A 24305-nucleotide genomic window follows, 5' to 3' on the forward strand; every position below is an offset into this window, starting at 1 on the left:
TCGCTCAGTAGCGGGCGACCTCCGGGTCGACCTCGACCGACCATGCTTCGATTCCGCCCTCGACGAACGTCACGTGCTGCCAGCCCGACTGGAGCATCACCTCCCGTGCATACTGCGACCGGGTGTCGTGGTGGCAGTGCACGAGGATCTCGGCGTGCTTCGGCAGAACCTCTTCGGCGGCGGCCGAGAGCAGAGACTGCAGGGGCACGAGCACCGATCCGTCGATCGCGGCGAACTCGCGCTCCCACGGCTCCCTCACGTCGAGCAGCACGAAGTCGTCGACTCCGGATGCCCGTGCCCGGAGCCGCCGGTCGAGCTCCGTGACACTGAGAGAGGCGGGTGCGCGTGCCGGGGCGGCGGGGCCGGGGGCGGCGGGGCCGGCAGCGGCGGGGCCGGCAGCGGCGGCGGGGCCGGCAGCCGCGGCGGCTGCATCCGCGGCGGCGGCGGCGTTCGGCGCGGCGAAGGGCACCTCCGTGTAACTGCCCTCCAGCGCGTCGATCACGAGGATGCGGCCGAGCAGCGGTTCGCCGAAGCCGACGATGAGCTTCATGGCCTCGGTCGCCATCGCCGATCCGACCGTTCCGCAGAGCGGCCCGAGCACGCCGGCGACTGAGCACGACTCGGCTTCGTCGTCCTCGGTCTGTTGCGGGAACAGGTCACGGAGGGTGAGACCTTCGCCCGCTTCACCCGATCCATTCGCCGCCGGCCGGTGCCAGAACGTCGAGACCTGGCCGTCGAAACGCAGAACGGAGCCCCAGACGTAGGGCATGCCGAGGGCGGCCGCTGTGTCGTTCGCCAGGTAGCGGGTGGCGAAGTTGTCGGTTCCGTCGACGACGAGGTCGTACTGGCCGAAGATCCGGGCGGCATTTCCGTGATCGAGCCGCAGTTCGTGCAGATCGACCCCCACCAGCGGGTTCAGCCGGGCGATCGACTCGCGCGCAGACCGCGCCTTCGACAGGCCGAGCACCTCGGACGAGTGGATGATCTGCCGCTGCAGGTTCGACTCGTCGACCGTGTCGTCGTCGACGATGCCGAGGGTGCCGACTCCCGCTGCCGCGAGGTAGAGCAGCACGGGGGATCCGAGGCCCCCTGCACCGAGCACGAGCACCCGGGCCGCCTTGAGGCGCTGCTGGCCCTCGACGCCGATCTGCGGCATCCGGAGCTGCCGGGAGTACCGTCTGAGCTCGCTCTCGTCGAGGTCGTCGCCCGGCTCGACCAGGGGAATGCGTGCCATCCCCCGAGCTTACGCGCGCCCCGCCACCCCGCGCTGCCCCGCCCCCGTCTCCGCCCGCCCGCGTCGTCCGTCCGCCCGCCACCCCCGCGCTACCCCGCCCCCGCCCCGGCCCCCGTCTCCCGCCCCCCTTGCGCTCCCTCGCCCATGGCATCCGCGCCCCCCTGTCGCCTCCGCGCCCGTTTGTCGCCTCCGCGCCCCGGCGCGCAGGCGCGGAAGCGACAAACGTGCGCGCTGAGGCGAGGGGCGGCCGTCGGCGGGGCGCGCGGGGCGTGCGGCGGTGCAGCGGGCAGGGCGCAGGGGGCAGGGGCGCTGCAGCGCGGCACGCCGGCCACGGGCATCCGGTTCGGTAGCGTAGACCAACACGCGAAAGCGCAGCCCACGGAGACCAGAGAGGGGCGAGCCATGCACCTGAAGAGCCTCACCCTCAAAGGGTTCAAGTCGTTCGCGCAGCCGACGACTTTCGCCTTCGAGACCGGCGTGACCTGCGTGGTGGGGCCGAACGGCTCCGGCAAGAGCAACGTCGTCGATGCCCTCGCCTGGGTGATGGGGGAGCAGGGCGTGAAGACTCTCCGCGGCGGAAAGATGGAGGATGTCATCTTCGCCGGCACCTCGACGCGCGGGCCTCTCGGCCGGGCCGAGGTCATCCTGACGATCGACAATGCCGACGGGGCACTGCCGATCGACTATTCGGAAGTGACGATCAGTCGAACCCTGTTCCGGAACGGGGGCAGCGAGTACGCGATCAACGGCGACCAGTGCCGGCTGCTCGACGTGCAGGAGCTCCTCAGCGACTCTGGTCTCGGGCGGGAGATGCACGTCATCGTCGGCCAGGGCCAGCTCGACGCGGTGCTGCACGCCACCCCCGAGGGTCGTCGCGGGTTCATCGAGGAGGCTGCGGGCATCCTGAAGCACCGTCGCCGCAAGGAGAAGACCGAGCGGAAGCTCGAGGCGATGCAGGCGAACCTCACCCGGCTGAGCGACCTGGCGGGTGAGCTCCGGCGCCAGCTGAAACCTCTCGGTCGGCAGGCCGAGGTCGCGAAGGAGGCCCAGACGATCGCCTCGGTGGTTCGGGATGCCCGGGCACGGCTGCTCGCCGACGAGGTGGTGGCCCTCCGCACGGCGCTCGACGACCACTCCCGGAGCGAGAACGAACGCCGCACCGAACGCATCGTGCTGCAGGAGCGGCTCGAGCAGAACCAGTTGCGCATCAACCGCATCCTCGAGGCGCAGGACGGCGACGCCGTCGACCTCGCCCGCCGAACCGCCTTCGGGCTCGAGTCGGTGCAGGAGCGGCTCCGCGGCCTCTACACACTCGCAAACCAGCGCCTTGCCCTACTCGGCAGCGCGCCGAACGATGGGCTCGACTCCGGCCCCGGGGTGACGCCGACGATGGTCGCGGATTCGCGCGCGGAGGCGGCGCGGCTCGCGGGCGGTGTGGTCGCCGCCGAGCAGGCGTGGATGGCTTCCCAGCAGGTGACCGCCGCAGCCAGGCGTTCCCTCGATAACGCCGACGAGCAGATCGCGGCGCAGAGTGCTCTCGTCTCCCGCCACGACCTGGAGATCTCGAAGCTCAGCGGGCAGCTCGAGTCCGCCAACTCGCGGCTCGCAGCGGTCCGGGGCGAGGATCTCCGCCAGGCCAACGCGCTGGACGCCGCCGCCGAGCGCCGCGAGCGTCTGCAGATCGAATTCGTCGCCCTCGAAGCGCAGGCCGCCACCGCCGACGCGGGCGAGACCGACCTCGACGAGGGCTACGAGTTCGCGCAGGCCGCGGTGTTCGAGGCCGAGGCCGAGATCGAGCAGCTGCGGGAGGCCCTGCACACGCACGAGCGTGAACGCGACGCGCTCGCGGGCAAGACCAGCGCGCTGTCGATGGCGCTCGGCCAGAAGGACGGTTCGAGCGAACTCGCCGCGTCCGGTGTGCCCGGGGTGCGCGGTCTGGTCGCCGACCACGTGCAGGTCGAGCCGGGCTTCGAGGTGGCCATCGCGGCCGCGCTCGGGTCGCTCGCCGACGGAGTGCTGGCAGAGACGACGGATGACGCGTTCGAGGCTCTGGCACGGGCCCGCGGCGGAGACATGGGCCGGGTCGAGGTGATCGTGGCGGGCGGCGGGAGCGCGAGCGGTGCCGGCGGCGGCGGCGCCGGCAGCGGTCACGGCGACACGGTCGCTTCGCGCAGCGCACGGATCGCGCCGCAGTTCGAGGGCGACGGGTTGCGGGCGGCCGTCGACGTCATCACCGCGCCGGCCGGGGTGCACGCGCTGCTCGCGGCGACCCTCATCGCCGATGACCTCGACACAGCGCGGGCGGCCTGGCCGGGCATCCGGAGCCTGCTGCCGGGCGCGGGGTCAGCGCCTTCAGACGAAGCCCGGGGCGCTGTGAGCTTCGGCCCCACCGTCATCACCCGCGCGGGCGACGTTCTCACCGCTTATGTGCTGCGGGGCGGCTCGGGCGCCAAGAGGTCCCGCCTCGAACTCGTTGCCGAGCGTGACTCCGCCGCGCTGCGACTCGACGTCGTCACCGCCGAGATCGACAGGGCGAAGTTCGCCCTTGCCGAGCAGCGCGGCATCCTGCAGAACGCCAAGCAGCAGTCCACGACTGCGCTCGCCGCGCTCCGGGAGTTCGATTCCCGTCTCGCCGCCCAGACGGAGCGCCTCTCCCGGCTGAGGGCACAGGTCGACGCGAGCCAGGGGGAGTACGAGCGTCTCGAACGGAGCCGGGCGCTCGCCGGTGAGACCGTCGCCACTGCTCTCGGGGCCGCGGAGAAGGCCCGCGCCGAGCTCGAAACCGCCCGTTCCCGGCCCCGGCCCATCCTCGACGTCAGTTCCCGTGACGATCTGCTCGGCACGCTCGAACGAGCACGCGACGGCGAACTGGATGCCCGACTGCAGCTCGAGACCGTTCGTGAACGCGTGCGAGCCGAGCAGGCCCGCGTGGTGGATCTCGAACGCCAGCTCGTCGCCGAGCGGGCGGCCGCGGATGAGGCGGCCCGCCGGGAGGTGCTCCGCCGGCGGCAGGTCGATCGAGCGAGCGCCGTCGCGGGGAGCCTTCCCGGCGTGCTCGACTCCGTCGACCGCTCGGTCGCTCGGGCGCGCCTCGAACTCTCCCAGCGCGAAGCCGAACGGAGCGAACAGAACGCCGAGCTCGGGGAACTCCGCCGCGAGGAGGTGGCCCTCCGCGACAGGCTGCAGGGCATCACCGAGAACGTGCACGGCCTGGAGCTGCAGATCTACGAGAAGAAGCTGCACCTCTCGAGTGTGCTCGAACGGGTCGGATCGGAGCTCGGGCTGGTCGAAGACGACCTGGTCGCCGAGTACGGGCCCGACCAGCTGATTCCCGTCGACAACGAGGAGCAGGGCATGCCATTCGACCGCGACGACCAGAAGCGCCGACTGGCGAAGGCCGAACGGATGCTCGCGGAGCTGGGACGCGTGAATCCCCTGGCCCTCGAGGAGTTCGAGGCGCTCGAGCAGCGGCACCGGTTCCTCACCGAACAGCTCACCGACCTCACGAACACCCGGAAAGACCTGCTGACGATCATCGACGAGATCGACGAGAAGATGAAGTTCATCTTCGAGAGCGCTTTTCTCGACACGCAGGCCGCCTTCGCGGAGGTGTTCCCGGTGCTGTTCCCGGGAGGGACCGGATCCATCTCCCTCACCGACCCCGGCGACCTGCTGACGACCGGCGTCGAGGTGTCGGTGAAGCCGGCCGGCAAGAAGATCGAAAGGCTGTCTCTGCTCTCGGGTGGGGAGCGGTCGCTCGCCGCGGTCGCCCTGCTGATCGCGATCTTCAAGGCCCGGCCGAGCCCGTTCTACATCATGGACGAGGTCGAGGCGGCCCTCGACGACGCGAACCTGGGGCGCCTGCTGACCATCTTCCAGGACCTCCGGCAGACATCGCAGCTGATCGTCATCACCCACCAGAAGCGCACGATGGAGATCGCCGACGCGCTGTACGGGGTGTCGATGCGACAGGACGGCGTGTCGGCGGTGATCGGCCAGCGGGTGTCCAACCCGTAGGTCTCACTCCCCGCTCAGCACCCGTTCGCGAGCCCGAACGTACTCTTCAGGGGAGATGACGTGTCGGTGCTGCAGGTCGTCGAGCTCGCCGAGACGCTCTTCTGTGCTCTTCGCCGGTTTCAGCAGAGCGCTGTCCATCGCGCGGGTTGCCAGGTCGGCCTGGAGGGTGAACGGATTGTGCCCAGTGTCTCGCACGCGACGCGCGTTCCGGATGATCAGGGCGACGGTGATCACAAATCCTACGGCGACGACGACGCAGGCGGCGGAGAACAGGATCGGAAATACCTGGAGTGCAGTGGATGTTGCGGGCATCGGATGCCCCCTTCCTTGCTCTCCCAACACAACTCCGATCCTCCGCAGGAGTCAATCACCCGTTCAGCCCACACTCAGGGGCGCCGGCCGGGTCGGTCATCCGGAAGCGGACGGAATAGTCTGGAGTCATGGCTGAACGAACCCCGTGGTCCCTCTCCGGTGCCCTCCGCGGCATGTTCGCGAAGCGCACCATCGACCAGGACACCTGGGACGACCTCGAGACAGCGCTGATCACGGGCGACTTCGGGATCGACGTCACCGACGAGATCGTCGGCGACCTGCGCTCGAAGGTCGCCAGGTACAACACCACGGATCCGAAGGACCTGCAGCGGATGCTGAGGGAGACGCTCGAGGAGCGCTTCTCGAAGCTCGACTCCACGCTGAAGCTCACGGAGCGCCCCGCGATCGTTCTGGTCGTGGGCGTCAACGGGGTCGGCAAGACGACCACGATCGGCAAGTTCGCTAAATTCCTCGCCAACTACAACCGCACGGTCGTCGTCGGTGCGGCGGACACCTTCCGCGCGGCTGCGGTAGAGCAGGTCGCCACCTGGGCTGAACGGGCCGGGGCCCACATCGTGCGCCCGCAGCAGGAAGGGCAGGATCCGGCGTCCGTCGCATTCCAGACCGTCGATTACGCGAAACGCAACAACATCGAGATCGCCATCATCGACACCGCTGGCCGCCTGCAGACCAAGGGCGGGCTGATGGATGAGCTCACCAAGATCAGGCGTGTCATCGAGAAGCAGGCACCGGTCTCCGAGGTGCTGCTCGTTCTCGATGCGACCACAGGCCAGAACGGGCTCCTGCAGGCCGAGGCTTTCATCGAGCACGCCGGTGTCACCGGGCTGGTGCTGACCAAACTCGACGGTTCGGCGAAGGCCGGTTTCGTTCTCGCCGTGCAGGAGCGCACGGGCATCCCGATCAAACTGATCGGCCAGGGTGAAGGCATCAACGACCTCACCGGTTTCACCCCGCACGTGTTCGTGCAGAACCTGATCGGTTAAACTCTTCACACCATGGCAACTTTTGGAAACCTGTCTGACCGCTTGGCGGAGACGTTCAGAAACCTCCGCACCAAGGGCAAGCTCAGCCCTGCCGACGTCGACACCACGGTGCGGGAGATCCGTCGGGCCCTGCTCGACGCCGACGTCGCGCTCGAAGTCGTCAAGGACTTCACGGGCAAGGTCCGGGAGCGCGCCCTCGGCGACGAGGTCAACAAGGCGCTGAACCCGGCCCAGCAGGTGGTGCAGATCGTCAACGAGGAGCTCATCGCCATCCTAGGTGGCGAGGCCCGCAAGATCCAGTTCGCCAAGAAACCGCCGACCATCATCATGCTCGCGGGCCTGCAGGGTGCCGGTAAGACGACCCTCGCCGGCAAGCTCGCGAAGTGGCTCGCGAAGCAGCAGCACACACCGCTTCTGGTGGCCGCCGACCTCCAGCGCCCGAATGCGGTGCAGCAGTTGCAGGTCGTCGCAGGCCAGGCGGGCGTCGCGGTCTACGCGCCCGAGCCCGGCAACGGTGTCGGCAACCCGGTCAAGGTCGCCAAGGACTCCATCAAGTGGGCCATCGACAAGCAGTACGACGTGGTCATCGTCGACACGGCGGGCCGCCTCGGTGTCGATGCCGACATGATGAAGCAGGCCGCCGACATCCGTAAGGCGGTGCAGCCCGACGAGGTTCTGTTCGTCATCGACGCGATGATCGGTCAGGATGCGGTTGCGACCGCCAAGGCGTTCCAGGATGGCGTCGACTTCACCGGGGTCGTTCTCACGAAGCTCGACGGCGACGCTCGCGGCGGTGCGGCGCTCTCGGTGGCATCGGTCACCGGCCGGCCGATCATCTTCGCCTCGACGGGGGAGTCGCTCGACGACTTCGAGCCGTTCCACCCCGACCGGATGGCGTCGCGCATCCTCGACCTCGGTGACATCCTCACCCTCATCGAACAGGCGCAGGGCGCGTTCGACGAGGAGGAGGCGGCGAAGGTCGCCGAGAAGTTCCGCACCGACTCGTTCACGCTCGACGACTTCCTCGGCCAGATGCAGCAGTTGCGGGGTGCCGGGTCGCTGAAGAAGATGATCGGCATGCTTCCAGGTGCTGGCGCGATGAAGGAGCAGCTGAACAACTTCGACGAGCGCGAGATCGTGCGCACCGAGGCCATCATCCAGTCGATGACCAAGGCCGAGCGCACCAATCCGAAGCTGCTGAACGGATCGCGTCGCGTGCGCATAGCCCGCGGATCGGGCATGACCGTGACCGACGTGAACCAGCTCGTCCAGCGCTTCGAGCAGGCCTCGAAGATGATGAAGACCGTCGCCAAGGGCGGTGTGCCGCAGATCCCGGGCATGGGGCCGATGGCGGGTGCAGGGTTCGCGGGCGGCCGTGGCAAGAAGGTGCAGCCCAAGAAGGGCTCGAAGTCGGGCAATCCGGCCAAGCGGGCGGCCCAGAACGCGGCGATCGCCTCGGGCGAGAAGCTGCCGGGCGCGGGCGGTGCCGAGGCGGGCGCTCCGGCCGGTTCGGGTTTCGGTCTCGGCGGCGGGCGCGGCGGCGGGCGCGGATCGGCTCCGGCCGGCGGCCCGAGCGAGAAGGAACTCGAGTCGCTGCAGAAGTTCCTCGGGCGCTGACGTGCGGACCTTGCGCGCAGTGCTGACGCGTGGGTTGGCCGCGCGGGCCTGACGCGCGCGAGCCGGCCGCTTTCGTCTGAGCGGCGAGCGGCGGTCGTAGGATCGAAGCATGACCTCCTCGAGCATCCGTCCCGTACGCATCGGCGTGCAGATCGCCCCGCAGCACTCCACCTACACCGAGATCCGCGACACCCTGACAACGCTCGAGGAGCTCGGGGTCGACGTCGCCTTCAACTGGGATCACTTCTACCCGCTCTCGGGCGATCCTGAGGGAACCCACTTCGAGGGCTGGAGCATGCTCGCCGCCTGGGCGGAGCAGACCACGACGATCGAGTTCGGGCCGCTGGTGACCTGCAACACCTACCGGAATCCCGACCTGCTCGCGGACATGGCCCGCACCGTCGACCACATCAGTGCGAAGAACGGCGCCTCCGGGCGCCTGGTCTTCGGCATCGGCTCGGGCTGGTTCGAGCGCGACTACGACGAGTACGGCTACGAGTTCGGCACCGTCGGCCAGCGACTGGATGCGCTCGCAGAGGCCATGCCGCGGATCGAGTCGCGCTGGTCGAAGCTGACCCCGCCCCCGACGCGCAAGATCCCCGTGCTGATCGGCGGGGGCGGCGAGAAGAAGACGTTGCGCATCGTCGCGAAGCACGCGGACATCTGGCACAGCTTCGCCGACACCGAGACGCTCGAACGGAAGCTCGGCATCCTCCGCTCGCACTGCGACGAGATCGGGCGCGACTTCGGCGACATCGAGATCTCCACGGGTGCCAGCGTGCGTGCGGGCATCGGCTCAGCAGACACCGATGCCCTCGATGCGCAGCACGCGCTCGGCGCGACCCTCTTCACTCTCGGCATCTCGGGCCCGGGCCTCGACACCTCACAGGTCTCCGACCTGCTCGCCTGGCGCGACGCGAAGAACGCCGCCTGACCCACCCCGCCGCGCCCGTGGCGGGGCATCCAAACACCGAAAACTGTCGGAATCACACAGACATACCGACAGCTTTCGGTGTTTCGATACTGATGCGGCCGCCGATTGGTGGGGGCGGAGGGGGGCGGAGCGGGGGAGCGGGTGGAGCGGCGTCAGTGGCCGAGGCCATGCCGGAGCTCGTGCGTCAGCGACGACACGACGGCCTGCAGGCTGCCGCCGTTCTGCTCTGCGACGTGCAACTGCCGCTGGTAGCTGGCGCCCTTCTCGAGGATGAGGTTCACCTGCTCGAGTTCCGCAGCGCATCCGAGCCTCGCCGCCGTCGGCGCCAGGGTCACCAGCAGGTCTCGGATCTCGTCGGTCACGAGACGCTCGTCTCCCGCGGGGTTCAGGATGATCTCGGCGTCGAGCCCGTAGCGCGCGGCGCGCCACTTGTTCTCGCGCACGAACCAGGGTTGGAGGGTCACGAGATCTTCGCCCGCATCGAGCCTCTGTGACATGTGCTCCACGAGGCACTGGATGAGCGCCGCAACAGCACCGATCTCCTCGGGACTCGACAGCCCGTCGCACGCCCGCATCTCCACGGTGCCCCACTGCGGAGAGGGGCGGATGTCCCAGCGCACCTCGGTGTGGTCGTCGATGATTCCCGTGGTCGTCAGGTCGGCCACGTACTGCTCGTAGTGCGCCCAATCGGTGAACTGGTACGGAAGCCCGGCGGTCGGCAGCTGCTGGAACATCAGCGCCCGGTTGGAGGCGTACCCCGTGTTGACGCCGCCCCAGAACGGGCTCGACGCGCTCAGCGCCTGCAGGTGCGGGTAGTACGTCAGCAGGCCGTCCACCAGGGGGAGCACCTTGTCGCGGCTCTCCACGCCCACGTGCACGTGGATGCCCCAGATGAGCATGTTGCGACCCCACCACTGGGTGCGGTCGACGAGGCGGTGGTAGCGCTCCTTGTCGGTCACCTCCTGGTCGAACCACTGGGCGAACGGATGACTGCCGGCACACATCAACTCCACATCGAGCGGGTCGGTGATGGCCCGCACTTCATCCAACATGCCGAGCAGGTCGGCCACGGCATCCGGAACCGATCTGTGGACAGTCGTGACGAGTTCGACGGTGTTGAGGAGGAGTTCGCCCGTGATCTGCGGATGCTCGGAGCCGTCGCTCTGGCGAAGCGCATCGAGCACCTCTCCGGCCACAGAGACCAGATCGCCGCTCACCCGGTCGACCAGGGCGATCTCCCACTCGATGCCGAGAGTGGAACGCTCTGAGTGCGCGAAGGTGATCTCCAACGGCCTGCCCTGCCTCTGTCTGTGCCTGCGAAACGGCCACGCGGTGCGGATATGCGAATGTGATTACTCTATGGCGTATTTTTCTGACAGAATGGTCAGTCGAGTCTGCCCCCGCCCGACCCTCTAATCAGGCGTCGCGCAGAACCTTAGAACTTATTCTTGGCCGAGTGTGCGTCCCCACGCTCACGGCCGGCAGTTCGCCCCATAAAAATACTCAGGAGAATTGTGGCTGTAAAAATCCGTTTGAAGCGCATGGGCAAGATCCGCGCTCCTTACTACCGTATTGTCGTCGCCGACTCGCGCACCAAGCGCGATGGTCGTGTCATCGAGGAGATCGGCAAGTACCACCCGACCGAAGAGCCCTCGTTCATCCAGATCGAGAGCGACCGCGCGCAGTACTGGCTCGGCGTCGGCGCACAGCCGACCGAGCAGGTCGCCGCTCTGCTGAAGCTCACCGGTGACTGGGGAATCTTCAAGAAGGACGCCGCCACGTCGGTGTCGACCGTTCGGGTCAAGGCTCCGAAAGAGGCCTTCGTCGCCGACGAGAAGAAGAAGCCCGTGCTCCGCCCGAAGGCCGAGGCTCCTGCAGCCCCCGCCGCACCGGTGGCCGACACGGCTGCTGCCGACAGCGACGCTTCGTCGACCGAGGCGTAAGTCTTGCTCGCACCGGCTCTCGAGCACCTCGTCAAGGGGATTGTCGACAATCCCGGCGATGTGCACGTCGTGGCAAAGAACTCTCCGCGCGGCGAGGTCCTCGAGGTTCGTGTGAACCCCGACGACCTCGGTCGCGTGATCGGCCGCTCGGGCCGCACCGCCAAGGCGTTGCGCACGCTCGTAGCCGCTCTTGCCGATGGCAAGCGCGTTCGTGTTGACGTGGTTGATACAGATTTCTAAGAACGAAACGCAGCTGAGAGTCGGTCGTCTCACCAAAGCCCACGGGCTGAAGGGTGCGATCAAGCTCGAGATGTTCACCGACGACCCGGAACGACGATTCGTTCCGGGCTCGGTGTTCACGCTCCAGGTACCCACCACCTCGCCCTGGCACGGAAAGACCCTCGAGCTGGCGGAACTCCGCTGGTACAACGGGCATCCGGTCGGCTTCTTCGTCGGCGTTCCCGATCGAACCGCTGCCGAGTCGCTCGCCAAGGCCATCCTCTGGATCGACCACGACCTCACTGAGGTCACCGACGAAGAGGATGCGTGGTTCGACCACCAGCTCGTCGGTCTCGCGGTCGTCCGCGATGGAGTGCGCATCGGCACGATGACGCAGATCGACCATCTCCCCGCTCAAGACCTCCTGCACGTCTCGACCGTCTCGGGCGAAGTTCTCGTGCCGTTCGTCAAGGCGATCGTTCCGGCGGTGGATGTCGCGGGCGGCACCATCACGGTGACCCCGCCCCCCGGGCTCTTCGAAGACCTCCCGGAGTCGGCCATCGCCGACGAAGCTGCGCTCGCTGCCGCGGTGCTGCCGGCCGGCGTCTCGACGGACTCGTCCGACGACGCCGATGCCGCCGCTGACGCTGACGCTGACGCGCCTCACCCTGTCGCGGGCGCTTCGGACACGGGCGTTGCAGAGTCCGGCGCGGCCGATGGCCCGACAGGCGAGGCTGCCAAGCCCGAGTAGTCGTTCGGGATCCCGTATCGCAGCCAGGTGTGTGGCCGCAGGAGAGGGCGCGCGGGCGGGCGCGTTAGGGTTTGGGGATGCGTATCGACATCGTCACGATCTTCCCCACGTTCTTCGATGCGCTCGACATCTCCCTGCTGGGGCGGGCGCGGGAAGACGGCATCCTCGAGGTCGATGTGCACGACCTCCGCACCTTCACCCACGACCGGCATCGCACTGTCGACGACAAACCCTACGGCGGCGGAGCAGGCATGGTGATGAAGCCGGAGCCGTGGGGAGAGGCGCTCGACACGATCCTGCCGGGTGAGGTTCCGGATGCCCGGGGCGAGACCGGCCCCCTTGTCATCTTCCCCTCGCCCGCTGGCGAGGTGTTCACCCAGGCGATGGCCCGCGAGCTGAGCCGCGCGAGCCACCTCGTCTTCGGCTGCGGGCGTTACGAAGGCATCGACCAGAGAGTGTTCGACTATGCCGGCAGCCGGGCATCCGTTCGCCTCGTGAGCCTCGGCGACTACGTGCTGAACGGGGGAGAGGTGGCCGTGATGGCCATGATTGAGGCGATCGGGCGGCTGATTCCGGGCGTCATCGGCAACCCGGAGAGTCTCGTCGAGGAGTCCCACGAAGACGGGTTGCTCGAATATCCGAGCTACACCAAGCCGTCGAGCTGGCGGGGACTGGATGTACCACCGGTGCTGATCGGCGGCAACCACGGTGCCATAGCCAGCTGGCGCCGCGAGGCGCAACGGGAGCGCACCCGCCGTGTGCGACCGGATCTTCTGCCGCCCGAGTGAACCGGCCCGGAGCCGTGTGTTCTGCAACAGAACGGCCAGGGTCGGCCGGGAACCACCGCTAGGCGCGTGCGCTCAGGATGAGGGGGCCATCGGGGGTGATGGCGATGGTGTGTTCCATGTGGGCGCCGCGGGAGCCGTCCGCGCTCCGGAGGGTCCAGCCGTCGCGGTCGGTGACGATCTTGTCGGTGCTCTCGAGGAACCACGGCTCGATCGCGATGACGAGGCCGGGGTCGAGGTGCACTCCGCGCCCCGGTCGACCGTTGTTCGGGATGTGCGGGTCGCCGTGCATCGTGCGGCCGACGCCGTGCCCGCCGAAGTCCGTGTTGATCGAGTAGCCGTCGCCGAGGGCGACAGCCGCGATCGCGGCCGAGATGTCGCCGACGCGGCCACCGGGCTGGGCTGCGGCGATTCCCGCGTCGAGCGCTCGTGTCGTGGTGTCGATGAGGCGGGCATCCTGCGGCCGCGGCGTGCCGACGATCACGGTGATCGCCGAGTCGGCTACCCAGCCGTCGACTGAGGCCGCGAAGTCGAGCGTGAGCATGTCGCCGTCGCGGAGGCGATAGTCGTGGGGCAGGCCGTGCAGCACAGCGTCGTTGACCGACGTGCAGAGCACCTTGCCGAACGGGCTGGCGCCGAAGGACGGGTGGTAGGTGATGTAGCAGGACTCGGCACCGCGTGCCCTGATCATCTCGTGCGCGATGGCGTCGAGCTTCAGGAGGTTCATGCCGACCGCGGCCCGGGCAGCCAGAGCGGTGAGCACCTCTCCGACGAAGGCGCCGGCGGGGCGCATCTGCTCGATTTCGGCAGGCGTTCTGAGTTCGATCATGGTGATTCCCTTTGATTTGCCTGTGTTTCCGAACCACACACGGCACGGTCCACGTTACCCGCCGTACTCTTGAGGCATGTTCGTTCGCCGGGCTTTCTACTACTGGCAGGTCGCTGCTGTCGTCGTGCTGCCACTGTGGGTGCTGATCGGCTGGTCCGTCTTCGGTGGCCAGGTCTGGCAGTTCCTCATCGTGATGCTCTCGTGCGGAGTGCTCGCACTCGCGATGGCCGCCGTCGCGTTGATCACGTTCGCCCGAAAGCAGGTCCGGTTGACCCGGTCCGTCACCTGGCAGGACGTGCTGCTGGTCGCCCTCTGGCATGTGTCGATCATCGCGGTGGGCTTCTTCCTCCCCGCAGGATCGTTCATTGCGGTCGCCTCGGTGGTGCTGGGCCTGGTCGCGTTCTGGAGTTCGATCGCCCAGTTGGTCGGCGAGACGAAGCGGCGGGTGCAGGGTGTGTTCGACACGTTCCAGTACGCGGCAGAGATGGGCGGGGCCCCGCAGGCGGTGCGCGAGCCCATCGTGGCCGATGGCGAGTACATCGTCATCGAGACCGGCCGCAACCACCAGAAGTAGGGTTCGGTCATCCGGAGCGCGCACTTCACGCCGGGTGTCTGGACGTCGCTCTTTGCTATTGATGCGCATGTCGTGGCAGAATGTTCGATTGTGCCACCGCCAGACTCTGCCACAGGGGAGTTCTGCAGTCACGGTCGCACACCCCTTCACTGAATGGCCCTGATCGGGCCTCAAGAACGTAGTCGACCTGTGGCGGTTGCAGAGAGCGATACACCATGCATATTCTCGACAGCGTCGACGCAGCATCCCTGCGGAGCGACGTCCCCGACTTCCGCGCCGGCGACACCGTTCGCGTGCACGTGAACATCATCGAAGGCACGCGCTCGCGCGTGCAGGTCTTCCAGGGCATCGTCATCGGCCGTTCGGGCGAGGGCATCCGCGAGACGTTCTGCGTGCGCAAGGTCAGCTTCCAGGTCGGCGTCGAGCGTACCTTCCCGGTTCACTCCCCGGTCATCGACCACATCGAGATCGTCACCCGCGGCGACGTGCGCCGCGCGAAGCTCTACTACCTCCGGGCTCTTCGCGGCAAGAAGGCGAAGATCAAAGAGAAGCGCGACGCGTAACTCGTCGTCTGCGCTGTCAATCGGCAGGTTTTTCTGAGGGTCGTCCTAACATTTGGATAACGCGTCTGGGAATACGCCGGTTTCGCTTCGCGGGTTGACCGTCTCCCTGAGCTCCTGCCCCATAAAATGGGTCGGGAGCTCAGGCGGTTAAATGACAGAAACATCGTTGCGGCCACGATCGGATCGTGGCGGCAGACGCACGGGGCGACGCCAGAAGAGCGCCGCCCTCTTCATTCGTGACATCGTCGTCATCTTCCTGATCGCCCTGCTCGCGTCTGTGCTCATCAAGACGTTCCTGGTGCGCTCGTTCTACATCCCTTCGGGGTCGATGGAGAACACGCTGCAGATCGGCGACCGCATCCTCGTCAACGAACTCGAGCCGGGCGTCATCCCCATCGAGCGCGGCGACGTCGTCGTCTTCAAAGACCCGGGCGGCTGGCTTCCCGCCCATGTCGACCCGCCCACGACGCCGATCGTCGGGGCGATCAACTGGGTGCTCGATGCCGTGGGGCTGGCAGCGACAGACAGCAACGACCATCTGATCAAGCGCGTGATCGGGCTGCCGGGCGACCACGTGGAGTGCTGCAATGCGGTCGGCCAGATGATGGTCAACGGCGTGCCGCTCAACGAGCCGTACCTGAAACTCCCTGACGGCATCACCAAGGTCTCCGATCTCGCTTTCGACGTGACAGTGCCCGAAGGATCGCTCTGGGTGATGGGGGACAACCGCTACAACTCGGCGGATTCCCGCTACAACCAGACCAATCCCGGTGGTGGATTCGTGCCCGAGAGCGATGTTGTCGGCCGCGCTCTCTGGATCACGTTCCCCGTGACCCGGTGGAGCTTCCTCGACAACTATTCATCCGTGTTCAGGGGGGCCGCGGATGCCGCGCCCTCGTCGGCCTCGGGCTCGTCGGGTGGGTCGGGGTGACGCCGGTCAGCGATCCGACCCTCCGGCATGAGCGCACTCTCGGGCGCGCCGGAGCCCACCTCGTCATCGGAGTCGACGAGGTGGGCCGCGGCGCGCTTGCCGGGCCCGTCGCCGTGGGAATGTGCGTCATCGATCCCGCCAGTCGCCGCAGGTTCCCTGCGGGGCTCCGCGACTCGAAGCTGCTCTCCGAGGCGCGGCGGGAGCAACTCGCACCCCTCGCCGCCGAGTGGGCGTGGGCATCCGCTGTCGGGCTTGCCAGCGCCGACGAGGTCGATCGCCTCGGAATCATCGCCTGCCTGGGTATTGCAGGCGCCCGCGCGCTCACACAACTGCGGGCTGTCGGCGTCGACACCGCCCAGGCGATTCTGCTGCTGGATGGCAACCACAACTACCTCGCGGCCCAGATCGGCGACGAGGTACAGGTGACGACGAAGGTCAAGGCCGATCGGGACTGCGCGTCGGTCGCGGCAGCGTCTGTGGTTGCGAAGGTGCACCGAGACCGGCTGATGATCTCGCTGCACGACGAGCACCCGGGCTACGCATGGGCGAGCAACAAGGGCTACGGCAGCTCCGCGCACTTCGAGGGACTGCAGTTGCTGGGGCCGACCGTGCATCACCGTCACAGCTGGCTGAAGAGCGAGCGGATGATCGCCGACAGCGTTCCGGCATAGACTTGCAGCACCATGGAAGAAGACGAATTCGAGGACTACGACCGCGAGGTTGAGCTGGCGCTCTACCGCGAATACCGCGACGTCGTATCGCAGTTCAAGTATGTGATCGAGACCGAGCGCCGGTTCTATCTGGCGAACGACGTCGATCTCGTGCGCCGCGACACCGAACACGACTTCTACTTCGAGCTCACGATGAGCGATGTGTGGGTGTGGGATGTCTATCGTTCCGACCGGTTCGTGAAGTCGGTGCGCGTGCTGACGTTCAAAGACGTCAACATCGAAGAGCTGTCGTCGAAGGACTTCGAGCTGCCCAAGGAGCTCGCGCTCGACGAGTAGCTCCTGTTCTCCACAGGCATCTGATCCACGGATCTCTCCACAGATCCGCCTGCTGCACCATTCTTCGCTGGGCCTTCTTGCCACTCTGGTGGCGGAGGCACACGATGAAGGCAAAAGACGAACTGGGCAGGCGCGGCGAGGAGCTTGCCGCCCAGTACCTGGTCAAGCAGGGATACGGGATAATCGAGCGCAACTGGCGGTGTCGCCAGGGCGAGATCGATGTGGTGGCCGAGCACGAGGGCGTGACAGTCTTCGTCGAGGTGAAGACCCGCTCGGGGCTTCGCTACGGCCATCCGTTCGAGGCGATCACCATCGCGAAGATGGCCCGGTTGCGAAGGCTCGCCGGCGCATGGTGTGAGGGCGCCGAGTCCGGGCGCCGGCAGATCCGCATCGATGCCATCGGTGTGTTGGCGCCGCCCCGGCAGGATGCCGTCATCGAACATCTCGTCGGAATCTTCTGATGGTGGCCCGCACGCACTCCGTGGCTCTGCTCGGGATGACCGGTTCCATGGTCGAGGTCGAAGCCGACATCGGGAACGGCCTGCCGACCCTGATGATCATCGGGCTGCCCGACACGGCGCTCTCGGATGCCCGGGATCGCGTTCGCGCAGCGGCCACGAACTCCGGCTGCCCCCTGCCGACGACGAAGATCACCGTCAACCTCTCACCCGCGGCCCTGCCCAAACACGGGTCGACCTTCGACCTCGGCATCGCCATGGCGATCCTCGCTGCCGAGGGCACCGTCTCGGCTGAGTCGGTCGAACGGGTCGTGCACCTCGGAGAGGTCGGTCTGGATGGCCGGCTCCGCCCGATGAATGGAGTACTGCCGGCCATCGCCGCGGCAGCACGTGCGGGGTTCCGCACCTTCGTCGTGCCTGCGGGCAACCGCGACGAGGCATCCCTCGTACCCGGCGTGACGATCGTTCCGGTGGTCTCGCTTCGCGATGCCGCGATCCACCACGGCGCACGGCTCGACCCGATACCGCTCGACGTCATCGAGGGCGCCCGGGCACTCGACACGGAGCCGCCCGAACATGAGCTCGCCGATGTGATCGGCAACGCCGATGCGGTGTTGGCCCTCATTGCGGCGGCCGCGGGTGGGCACCACATCTTCATGCTCGGTCCGCCCGGTGCCGGGAAGACCATGCTCGCGATGAGGCTCCCGGGTCTGCTCCCTGACCTCGACGCCGAGTCTGCCCTCGAAGTGAGCTCGGTTCGCTCGCTCGCCGGGGCCTCGGTGCCGCGCACTCTCGCCACCCGGCCCCCGTTCGAGAGCCCGCATCACTCCGCATCGGCCGGGGCCCTCATCGGTGGTGGCTCGAAACAGATCCGGCCCGGGGCAGCGGCGCGGGCATCTCACGGCGTGCTCTTTCTCGACGAGGCTCCCGAGTTCGCAAGCAACGTTCTCGATACCCTCCGCCAGCCGCTCGAGTCCGGGGTGATCAGCATCCATCGGGCGAATGCGATCGCGCGGTTCCCGGGGCGGTTCCAGCTCGTGATGGCGGCGAATCCCTGCCCCTGCGGGCAGTACGGAACCGTCGACCTCAACTGTCTCTGCACACCCAATACGCGCAGGCGCTATCTGGGGAGGCTGTCCGGGCCGCTTCTGGACCGGATCGACATCCAGGTGCAGGTGCGGCGGGTGTCTGCCGCGCAGCTCAGGATCGACGAATCAGGTGAGCGGCTCACGACGGCGAAAGCGCGTGTGCAGGTCGAGGAGGCTCGCGCTCGGATGGCCGCGAGGCTGGCTGGTACGCCGTGGAAGCTGAACGGTGAGGTGCTCGGCACGTGGCTTCGGAGCGGGCCGGAGAAGCTGGCGAGGGACGCCACTGCCTCGCTCGACCGCGCGCTGGAACGCGGCCTCATCACTATGCGCGGCTACGACCGCATACTGCGAGTCGCCTGGACTCTTGCAGACCTCGATGGCGCCCCGCGGCCGGGTGCCGACCAGATCGGCCGCGCCCTCTATCTCAGAAAGTCGCTGACACTGTGAACATCTTCCTGTTGGACGAAAGACTCGTGATCGACGCCGTCTCCTCCGTCAGCCCCGTCTGGCCTCACGGCTCAGCCGGGGACGCCGGCGGCGCCGAGCCGGATGGTGCTGTCGAGCCGGCTGCCTCGGATGTCTCGGTTGCGTCGGCTGCGTCGCGTTTCGCTCACGCAGCGTGGAGCGGCATCGCCGAACCGGGGGACGCCACTGCCGGCCGGCTCGTTGCGGCGCTCGGATCGGCCGCCGCGCTGGAATGCGTCGTCGCCCGCCAGTCGCCGGCAACGATTCTCGGGCTGGCCCGCGATGCGGGCGCCGCTGTGGGAACGGCCGGAGAGGTGGAAGCCGCGCTCGAACGGTGGAGGCCCCGGCTCACGACATCGACGGTCCTGACCTCGATGAGGCAGGCCGAGAGGTGCGGCGCGCGACTGATCGTGCCGACGGATCATGAGTGGCCAGAGGGCTTCGAGGGTCTCGGTCCGCACCAGCCCGTGGCGCTCTGGGCCCGGGGACGGCCCGACGCGGTTCTCGGGCTCCGCTCCGCCATCGCCGTCGTCGGAGCCCGGGCCGCGAGCGGATACGGCGAACACATGGCGATGGAGCTGTCAGCCGGTCTCGCAGACCGGGGCTTCGGCATCGTCTCGGGTGCGGCCTACGGCATCGACGGGATGGCCCATCGGTCCGCCCTGGCGAGTTCCGGCCAGACGTTCGCGTTCCTCGCCGGAGGAGTCGACCGCTTCTACCCGACGGGACACGATGCGCTCCTCACCAGGATCGCCGAGGTGGGTGTCGTTCTCTCCGAACTGCCGTGCGGCTCTGCACCGACGAAGTGGCGCTTTCTACAACGGAACCGTCTGATTGCGGCTGCGGCTCTGGCCACCGTGGTCGTCGAGGCGGGGGTGCGGAGTGGATCCCTCAACACGGCGGCTCACGCCGCGGCGCTGGGCCGACCGCTCGGTGCTGTTCCGGGGCCGGTGACCTCTCCGTCGTCGGCTGGCTGTCACCGGCTCCTCCGTGAATTCGATGCGGTCTGTGTGACGACTCCCGATGAAGTCGTGCAGCTGGTCGGGGAGGTGCAGCGCGCGTCACCGCAGCCGGTTCTCCGGGGACTCGAAGCACCACCCTCCACCCAGAAGCGCCGGCCCGCCGAACAGGTTCGGGTGCTCGATGCTCTCGGTCGACGCGCTCCGCGTTCGGTCGACGAGGTTGCGCGGCGGGCGGGACTGGGGGTGGCTGCCGTGCAGTCGGTGCTCGGGGCGCTCGGGCTGGAGGGCGCCGTCGAGGAACAGCATGGCGGGTGGCGGAGCGTGACGTCCCGGTGAGGCGGTCGGGCCAGGCGCCGCCCGATTGAGGCACGCGCGCACCCGCCCCCCGCCGACAGGCGATGACGTGCGCCCGCGGCGTCGGAGGGGTTTGGCAGGATGGGGAGATGGCCACGACGAATGCACCCACCCATGTCATCGCCCACCTCAGTGACACGCATTTCCTGCAGGGGCGGGCGAAGCTCTACGGCACGGTCGACACCGACTCGACGCTGGCTCGTGCCCTCCTGCAGCTCGAGCGGTCGGAGATCAAGCCGAACGCCCTGGTCTTCACCGGGGACCTCACCGATCTGGGCGAGACCGACGCGTACCGGCGGATCCGCGCGCTGGTTGAGCCGGCTGCAGAGCGGATGGGAGCGGAGCTGGTGTGGGTGATGGGAAACCACGACGCACGGGGCCGGATGCGGGTCGAGCTGCTCGACCAGGCCGAGAGCGACGACCCGGTCGACCGTGTCTTCGACCTCGACGGGTTGCGGTTGATCGCCCTTGACACGTCGGTGCCGGGCTTTCACCACGGCGAACTGGACAGCGCGCAGTTGGAGTGGTTGCGCCAGGAACTCCGCACGCCTACTGCCCACGGCACGCTCATCGCGCTTCACCATCCGCCGATTCCGACGACACTCCCGCTCATGCCGATCCTGGAACTCCAGGAACAGGAGCGGTTCGCCGACGTCATCAGGGGGACGGATGTGCGGGGCATCCTCGGTGGGCACCTGCACTACTCGACCACCTCGCTGTTCGCCGGAATCCCCATCTCCGTGGCGGCGGCGACCTGCTACACGATGGACCTCTCGGCAGGGCCCGATCAGCTCAGCGGGGTGGGCGGTGGGCAGTCCTTCACCCTCGTGCACGTCTACCGCGACCAGGTGGTGCATTCGATCGTTCCTGTCGGCGACTACGGCGTCATCAACAGCTTTCCGACCGATGTCGTTCGACGGATCGAGGCGCTCAGCCCGGCGGAGCAGCGCGACGCGTTCTCGCGCCACGCACCCCGCGCCGGCTGATCCAGCGATCTGTCCGGCATTCTGGGAGCATGAGCCTCGAACAGAACGCCGACGACTTCCTGTCGCACCTGGCGCTCGAACGCGGCTACTCGCCGAATACGGTTCGCGCCTACCGCTCCGATCTCGCGAACCTCCTGGCCTTCAGTGTCGAACAGGGTGAGACCGACGTGACCCTGGAGCTGTTGCGCGACTGGTTGTGGGCGGCATCCAACCAGGGGCTCTCGAAGGCGACGATGGCCAGGCGTTCCGCAACAGCCAAGAGCTTCTCCGGGTGGCTGACGAGAACGGGACGACAGAGCGGCGACGCCGCGGTGCGGCTTCGCGCGCCCCGGCCCGAGAGGGCGTTGCCGAGAGTGCTCAGTCGGTCATCCATGCAGTCCATCTTCGATCTGCTCGTCGAACGGGCGGAGGGTGGCGACCCGGTGGCCGAACGCAACCGGGCGATCGTCGAACTCCTCTACGCGTCCGCGCTCCGCGTGTCGGAGATCGTGGGCATCGACGTCGACGATCTCGACGACGACCGTCGCACGGTGCTGGTGACGGGGAAGGGCTCGAAGCAGCGGGTGGTTCCCTTCGGCGGCCCCGCGCTCGCGGCGCTGACCCAGTACCGGGAGAACGGCAGGCGGGAGCTTCTGATCGATGCCGCATCAGGCCAGGCGTCGCAGGTACGCGTATCGAGCGCACTGTTCCTGAACCGCCGCGGCGGGAGGCTCGGCACAAGGGCGGTCTACGCGGTGGTCTCCGAGTTGCTCTCGCGGGTGCCTGGAAGCGGACCGGAGGGCCCGCACGCCTTCCGGCACACGGCGGCGACCCACCTTCTCGACGGGGGAGCCGACTTGCGTGCCGTGCAGGAGATGCTCGGTCACTCGAGCCTCGGCACCACCCAGATCTACACCCACGTGACCACGGAGCGGCTGCGGAGCACGTACCTCGCGGCCCACCCCCGCGCCTGAGGGCAGCGGGCGCGCCTCAGCCCGGACCGGCCGGCTCCGGGAGGAGCACCGCGCGAGGAATGCCGCCGAACAGCAGCAAGGGGGACACGTACTCCCCGTTCCGGCGGAGGCCGAGGTGCACACACCCGAGCTCGCAGTGCAGGGAGGTCGCCACCACTCCGATCTGCTGGCCGGCGGCCACCGTCTCTCCGAGGGCGACGGTGGGGGTGACGGGTTCTACGCTCGAGAGCAGGCCGCCGCCGTGGGCGAGGGAGACGAGGGGCCGGTCGACCACCACCCCCGCGAACGAGACGGTGCCGGCGAGCACGGCGTAGACAGGTTGGCCGGGGCTGGTGGCGATGTCGATTCCGCGGTGACCGGCGGAGTAGCGGGTGGCGGGGGCTTCGAAGGGCCGGAGCACGAAGTGCGGGGCATCCGTCGGCCAGGAGCCGACAGCGCCCGCAGAGCTGACAGCGCCAACAGGGCCGACAGGGCCGACAGGGCCGACAGAGCCGACAGAGCTGGCGGGGCCGGCAGCGCCGGCCGCATCCACGCCACCGAGCACCCCCAGCAATAACAGGCAGACGGCCACGGCTGTGGCCACACGTAGTTCGGACATGACAACAGCCTCGGCCCGTGGGCGCAAGTCCGGGGGGCGGTTTCCGCCATCGGTGGAACATCGTGGCAAGATCGAAGATGTGGGCGAGAAGAGCCCGGGCAGCGTCGCCCCTCCCCTCCCGCTCCACAGGAACACATCACCAGAGGGGCAGGCCATGGCCGGGAGCACGAGCAACACCACATCCACGAACGCACAGCAGTCGGAGAAGGACCTCCAGAAACGGCTGAACCGCAAGGTGCTCGCCCTGTCGATCGCAGCCGCTCTCGGCGGCTTCCTGTTCGGTTTCGACTCCTCTGTGATCAACGGGGCCGTCGATGCGATCAAGACCGACTTCGGGCTCGACACCCTCCCCTTCCTCAGCGGTTTCGCCGTCGCATCCGCTCTGCTCGGCTGCGCCATCGGCGCATACTTCGCCGGCCGCATCGCCGACCGTCTCGGCCGCGTGCCGGTCATGCTCATCGGCGCGGGCCTGTTCCTCCTCAGCTCGATCGGCTCGGCCTTCGCCTTCAGCGTCACCGACCTGATCCTCTGGCGGGTGCTCGGCGGGCTCGGAATCGGCATCGCGAGCGTCATCGCTCCGGCCTACATCGCTGAAATCGCCCCGAAGGCCGTGCGTGGCAGCCTCGGTTCGCTGCAGCAGCTCGCCATCACGCTCGGCATCTTCGCTGCCCTTCTCTCAGACGCCATCCTCGCGAACGCCGCGGGGGATGCGAACAGCCCCCTCTTCTTCGGAGTGGATGCCTGGCGCTGGATGTTCGTGGTCTGCGCCGTACCGGCGATCGTCTACGGGCTCCTCGCCTGGCGGCTGCCCGAGTCTCCCCGCTACCTCGCGGGCAAGGGCCGCCACGACGACGCGAAGAACGTGCTCGCCAGTGTGATGCCGAAGGCGCAGGTGGACGACGCGCTCGCCGAGATCGAGGAGTCCCTGAAGCAGGACAAGGAGAACGCGCGCACCGCGAGCCTCCGTGGCAAACTGTTCGGTCTCCTGCCCGTGGTCTGGGTGGGCATCCTGCTGTCGATGTTCCAGCAGTTGGTGGGCATCAACGTGATCTTCTACTACTCGACATCCCTGTGGTCCTCGGTCGGTTTCGACACAGGCAACGCGGGGACGAGCCTGACGATCTCGGTCGTCACGGCCGTGGTCAACGTGCTCGTCACGTTCGTCGCCATCTTCACCGTCGACAAGACGGGGCGTCGTCCGCTGCTGCTGATCGGATCGATCGGAATGGTCGTCTCGCTGGCCTTCATGGCGATCTCGTTCGCGCAGTCGGTGCAGGTCGACGGCAACCCGTCGCTGCCCGGGGCCTGGGGACCGATCGCGCTCGTCGCGGCGAACCTGTTCGTCATCTCGTTCGGCGCGACCTGGGGCCCGCTCGTCTGGGTGCTTCTCGGCGAGATCTTCCCGAACCGCATCCGCGGCAAGGCGCTCGGCATCGCCGCAGCGGCCCAGTGGCTCACGAACTTCGCCGTCACCGAGACGTTCCCCGCGCTCTCGGCGTTCTCGCTCCCGTTCACCTACGGGATGTACGCGTTCTTCGCCCTCCTCTCCTTCATCTTCGTGTTCTTCGCGGTGCCGGAGACCAAGGGCAGGTCGCTGGAGAGCATGGACGACCTGAAGGTCGATCGCGGTGGGCGGGCGGCCAAGGCGGCGGCAGCCCTGAAGGCATCGGCGTAGTGGTACTCTTTTCGTAGCACCGCGCTCGTCGCGGTGACTACGCGTG

At 67.9% G+C, this 24305-nt stretch carries 24 protein-coding genes; 19 read left to right on the forward strand and 5 right to left on the reverse strand.

What is annotated here, in order from left to right; translation table 11 throughout:
• Positions 1 to 4 precede the first annotated feature (4 nt).
• Positions 5 to 1234: a ThiF family adenylyltransferase gene (locus B7R21_RS05610; protein WP_116282275.1), complete on the reverse strand. Its 1230-nt coding sequence runs from the start codon at positions 1232 to 1234 to the stop codon at positions 5 to 7.
• A 402-nt stretch (positions 1235 to 1636) separates the two neighbouring features.
• On the opposite strand from B7R21_RS05610, the gene smc reads away from it, so the two are divergent.
• Positions 1637 to 5251: a chromosome segregation protein SMC gene (smc, locus tag B7R21_RS05615; protein WP_116282276.1), complete on the forward strand. Its 3615-nt coding sequence runs from the start codon at positions 1637 to 1639 to the stop codon at positions 5249 to 5251.
• Positions 5252 to 5254: 3 nt separating this feature from the next.
• Here the strand turns inward: smc and B7R21_RS05620 are convergent, their stop codons facing one another.
• A complete protein-coding gene (locus B7R21_RS05620) occupies positions 5255 to 5563 on the reverse strand; it encodes a hypothetical protein (protein ID WP_116282277.1) in 309 nt (102 codons plus the stop codon).
• 128 nt (positions 5564 to 5691) lie between these two features.
• Between B7R21_RS05620 and ftsY the strand changes: the two genes are divergently transcribed.
• From ftsY to B7R21_RS05635, 3 genes are all read left to right on the forward strand, one after another.
• Positions 5692 to 6567 (forward strand): signal recognition particle-docking protein FtsY, encoded by an 876-nt coding sequence (gene ftsY / locus B7R21_RS05625; RefSeq protein WP_116282278.1) that lies wholly within the window; start codon positions 5692 to 5694, stop codon positions 6565 to 6567.
• A 12-nt stretch (positions 6568 to 6579) separates the two neighbouring features.
• Positions 6580 to 8184: a signal recognition particle protein gene (gene ffh / locus B7R21_RS05630; protein ID WP_116282279.1), complete on the forward strand. Its 1605-nt coding sequence runs from the start codon at positions 6580 to 6582 to the stop codon at positions 8182 to 8184.
• Between the two features lie 109 nt (positions 8185 to 8293).
• The gene (locus B7R21_RS05635; protein ID WP_116282280.1) at positions 8294 to 9118 is read left to right on the forward strand and encodes an LLM class F420-dependent oxidoreductase; all 825 of its coding nucleotides are present in this window, start codon (positions 8294 to 8296) and stop codon (positions 9116 to 9118) included.
• Positions 9119 to 9270: 152 nt separating this feature from the next.
• On the opposite strand, the gene B7R21_RS05640 is transcribed toward B7R21_RS05635, so the two are convergent.
• Positions 9271 to 10407 (reverse strand): glutamate--cysteine ligase, encoded by a 1137-nt coding sequence (locus B7R21_RS05640; protein WP_116282281.1) that lies wholly within the window; start codon positions 10405 to 10407, stop codon positions 9271 to 9273.
• 225 nt (positions 10408 to 10632) lie between these two features.
• Between B7R21_RS05640 and rpsP the strand changes: the two genes are divergently transcribed.
• The 4 genes from rpsP to trmD all read left to right on the forward strand — a co-directional run bounded on the left by rpsP (position 10633) and on the right by trmD (position 12819).
• The gene (rpsP, locus tag B7R21_RS05645; protein WP_116282282.1) at positions 10633 to 11061 is read left to right on the forward strand and encodes a 30S ribosomal protein S16; all 429 of its coding nucleotides are present in this window, start codon (positions 10633 to 10635) and stop codon (positions 11059 to 11061) included.
• Between the two features lie 3 nt (positions 11062 to 11064).
• Positions 11065 to 11301, forward strand: coding sequence for an RNA-binding protein (locus B7R21_RS05650; RefSeq protein WP_116282283.1), 237 nt, complete (start codon positions 11065 to 11067; stop codon positions 11299 to 11301).
• Positions 11258 to 12031, forward strand: coding sequence for a ribosome maturation factor RimM (rimM, locus tag B7R21_RS05655; protein WP_116282284.1), 774 nt, complete (start codon positions 11258 to 11260; stop codon positions 12029 to 12031). The genes B7R21_RS05650 and rimM overlap by 44 nt, the downstream gene beginning before the upstream one ends.
• Before the next feature lie 77 nt (positions 12032 to 12108).
• Entirely contained in the window at positions 12109 to 12819 is a 711-nt protein-coding gene (trmD, locus tag B7R21_RS05660) for a tRNA (guanosine(37)-N1)-methyltransferase TrmD (protein WP_116282285.1), read from the forward strand.
• 58 nt (positions 12820 to 12877) lie between these two features.
• On the opposite strand, the gene map is transcribed toward trmD, so the two are convergent.
• On the reverse strand, positions 12878 to 13645 hold the full coding sequence (gene map / locus B7R21_RS05665; RefSeq protein ID WP_116282286.1) for a type I methionyl aminopeptidase: 768 nt from the start codon (positions 13643 to 13645) through the stop codon (positions 12878 to 12880).
• Positions 13646 to 13721: 76 nt separating this feature from the next.
• Between map and B7R21_RS05670 the strand changes: the two genes are divergently transcribed.
• From B7R21_RS05670 to B7R21_RS05715, 10 genes are all read left to right on the forward strand, one after another.
• Entirely contained in the window at positions 13722 to 14219 is a 498-nt protein-coding gene (locus tag B7R21_RS05670) for an MFS transporter (protein WP_116282287.1), read from the forward strand.
• Between the two features lie 215 nt (positions 14220 to 14434).
• Positions 14435 to 14782, forward strand: coding sequence for a 50S ribosomal protein L19 (gene rplS / locus B7R21_RS05675; protein ID WP_116282288.1), 348 nt, complete (start codon positions 14435 to 14437; stop codon positions 14780 to 14782).
• A 151-nt stretch (positions 14783 to 14933) separates the two neighbouring features.
• Positions 14934 to 15713 carry a signal peptidase I gene (gene lepB, locus B7R21_RS05680; RefSeq protein ID WP_116282289.1) on the forward strand — a complete coding sequence of 260 codons (780 nt, stop codon included), beginning with the start codon at positions 14934 to 14936 and terminating at the stop codon, positions 15711 to 15713.
• On the forward strand, positions 15710 to 16384 hold the full coding sequence (locus B7R21_RS05685; protein ID WP_116282290.1) for a ribonuclease HII: 675 nt from the start codon (positions 15710 to 15712) through the stop codon (positions 16382 to 16384). The genes lepB and B7R21_RS05685 overlap by 4 nt, the downstream gene beginning before the upstream one ends.
• Positions 16385 to 16396: 12 nt before the next feature.
• Entirely contained in the window at positions 16397 to 16720 is a 324-nt protein-coding gene (locus tag B7R21_RS05690; RefSeq protein WP_104244363.1) for a DUF2469 domain-containing protein, read from the forward strand.
• A gap of 104 nt (positions 16721 to 16824) precedes the next feature.
• Positions 16825 to 17181: a YraN family protein gene (locus B7R21_RS05695; protein WP_116282291.1), complete on the forward strand. Its 357-nt coding sequence runs from the start codon at positions 16825 to 16827 to the stop codon at positions 17179 to 17181.
• Entirely contained in the window at positions 17178 to 18713 is a 1536-nt protein-coding gene (locus B7R21_RS05700) for a YifB family Mg chelatase-like AAA ATPase (RefSeq protein WP_116282292.1), read from the forward strand. Before B7R21_RS05695 ends, B7R21_RS05700 begins: the two co-directional genes overlap by 4 nt.
• Positions 18710 to 20029 carry a DNA-processing protein DprA gene (gene dprA, locus B7R21_RS05705; RefSeq protein ID WP_116282293.1) on the forward strand — a complete coding sequence of 440 codons (1320 nt, stop codon included), beginning with the start codon at positions 18710 to 18712 and terminating at the stop codon, positions 20027 to 20029. Before B7R21_RS05700 ends, dprA begins: the two co-directional genes overlap by 4 nt.
• A gap of 107 nt (positions 20030 to 20136) precedes the next feature.
• Complete coding sequence (locus tag B7R21_RS05710; protein ID WP_116282294.1) at positions 20137 to 21033, forward strand: phosphodiesterase; 897 nt, start codon at positions 20137 to 20139, stop codon at positions 21031 to 21033.
• Positions 21034 to 21062: 29 nt separating this feature from the next.
• Positions 21063 to 21986 carry a tyrosine-type recombinase/integrase gene (locus B7R21_RS05715; protein ID WP_116282295.1) on the forward strand — a complete coding sequence of 308 codons (924 nt, stop codon included), beginning with the start codon at positions 21063 to 21065 and terminating at the stop codon, positions 21984 to 21986.
• Positions 21987 to 22002: 16 nt separating this feature from the next.
• Here B7R21_RS05715 and B7R21_RS05720 read toward each other — a convergent pair whose 3' ends face one another.
• A complete protein-coding gene (locus tag B7R21_RS05720) occupies positions 22003 to 22584 on the reverse strand; it encodes a murein hydrolase activator EnvC family protein (protein WP_172592069.1) in 582 nt (193 codons plus the stop codon).
• Between the two features lie 154 nt (positions 22585 to 22738).
• On the opposite strand from B7R21_RS05720, the gene B7R21_RS05725 reads away from it, so the two are divergent.
• Positions 22739 to 24259, forward strand: coding sequence for a sugar porter family MFS transporter (locus B7R21_RS05725; RefSeq protein WP_116282296.1), 1521 nt, complete (start codon positions 22739 to 22741; stop codon positions 24257 to 24259).
• Positions 24260 to 24305: the final 46 nt, after the last annotated feature.

The organism is Subtercola boreus, from assembly GCF_003399625.1.
GTDB classification, from domain to species: domain Bacteria; phylum Actinomycetota; class Actinomycetes; order Actinomycetales; family Microbacteriaceae; genus Subtercola; species Subtercola boreus_C.

Bases quoted from the DNA above. Each gene is read 5' to 3' on its own strand.
- B7R21_RS05610 (WP_116282275.1), bottom strand. From the start codon at position 1,234: ATGGCACGCATTCCCCTGGTCGAGCCGGGCGACGACCTCGACGAGAGC.
- smc (WP_116282276.1), top strand. From the start codon at position 1,637: ATGCACCTGAAGAGCCTCACCCTCAAAGGGTTCAAGTCGTTCGCGCAG.
- B7R21_RS05620 (WP_116282277.1), bottom strand. From the start codon at position 5,563: ATGCCCGCAACATCCACTGCACTCCAGGTATTTCCGATCCTGTTCTCC.
- ftsY (WP_116282278.1), top strand. From the start codon at position 5,692: ATGGCTGAACGAACCCCGTGGTCCCTCTCCGGTGCCCTCCGCGGCATG.
- ffh (WP_116282279.1), top strand. From the start codon at position 6,580: ATGGCAACTTTTGGAAACCTGTCTGACCGCTTGGCGGAGACGTTCAGA.
- B7R21_RS05635 (WP_116282280.1), top strand. From the start codon at position 8,294: ATGACCTCCTCGAGCATCCGTCCCGTACGCATCGGCGTGCAGATCGCC.
- rimM (WP_116282284.1), top strand. From the start codon at position 11,258: ATGGCAAGCGCGTTCGTGTTGACGTGGTTGATACAGATTTCTAAGAAC.
- trmD (WP_116282285.1), top strand. From the start codon at position 12,109: ATGCGTATCGACATCGTCACGATCTTCCCCACGTTCTTCGATGCGCTC.
- map (WP_116282286.1), bottom strand. From the start codon at position 13,645: ATGATCGAACTCAGAACGCCTGCCGAAATCGAGCAGATGCGCCCCGCC.
- B7R21_RS05670 (WP_116282287.1), top strand. From the start codon at position 13,722: ATGTTCGTTCGCCGGGCTTTCTACTACTGGCAGGTCGCTGCTGTCGTC.
- rplS (WP_116282288.1), top strand. From the start codon at position 14,435: ATGCATATTCTCGACAGCGTCGACGCAGCATCCCTGCGGAGCGACGTC.
- lepB (WP_116282289.1), top strand. From the start codon at position 14,934: ATGACAGAAACATCGTTGCGGCCACGATCGGATCGTGGCGGCAGACGC.
- B7R21_RS05690 (WP_104244363.1), top strand. From the start codon at position 16,397: ATGGAAGAAGACGAATTCGAGGACTACGACCGCGAGGTTGAGCTGGCG.
- B7R21_RS05695 (WP_116282291.1), top strand. From the start codon at position 16,825: ATGAAGGCAAAAGACGAACTGGGCAGGCGCGGCGAGGAGCTTGCCGCC.
- B7R21_RS05710 (WP_116282294.1), top strand. From the start codon at position 20,137: ATGGCCACGACGAATGCACCCACCCATGTCATCGCCCACCTCAGTGAC.
- B7R21_RS05715 (WP_116282295.1), top strand. From the start codon at position 21,063: ATGAGCCTCGAACAGAACGCCGACGACTTCCTGTCGCACCTGGCGCTC.
- B7R21_RS05720 (WP_172592069.1), bottom strand. From the start codon at position 22,584: ATGTCCGAACTACGTGTGGCCACAGCCGTGGCCGTCTGCCTGTTATTG.
- B7R21_RS05725 (WP_116282296.1), top strand. From the start codon at position 22,739: ATGGCCGGGAGCACGAGCAACACCACATCCACGAACGCACAGCAGTCG.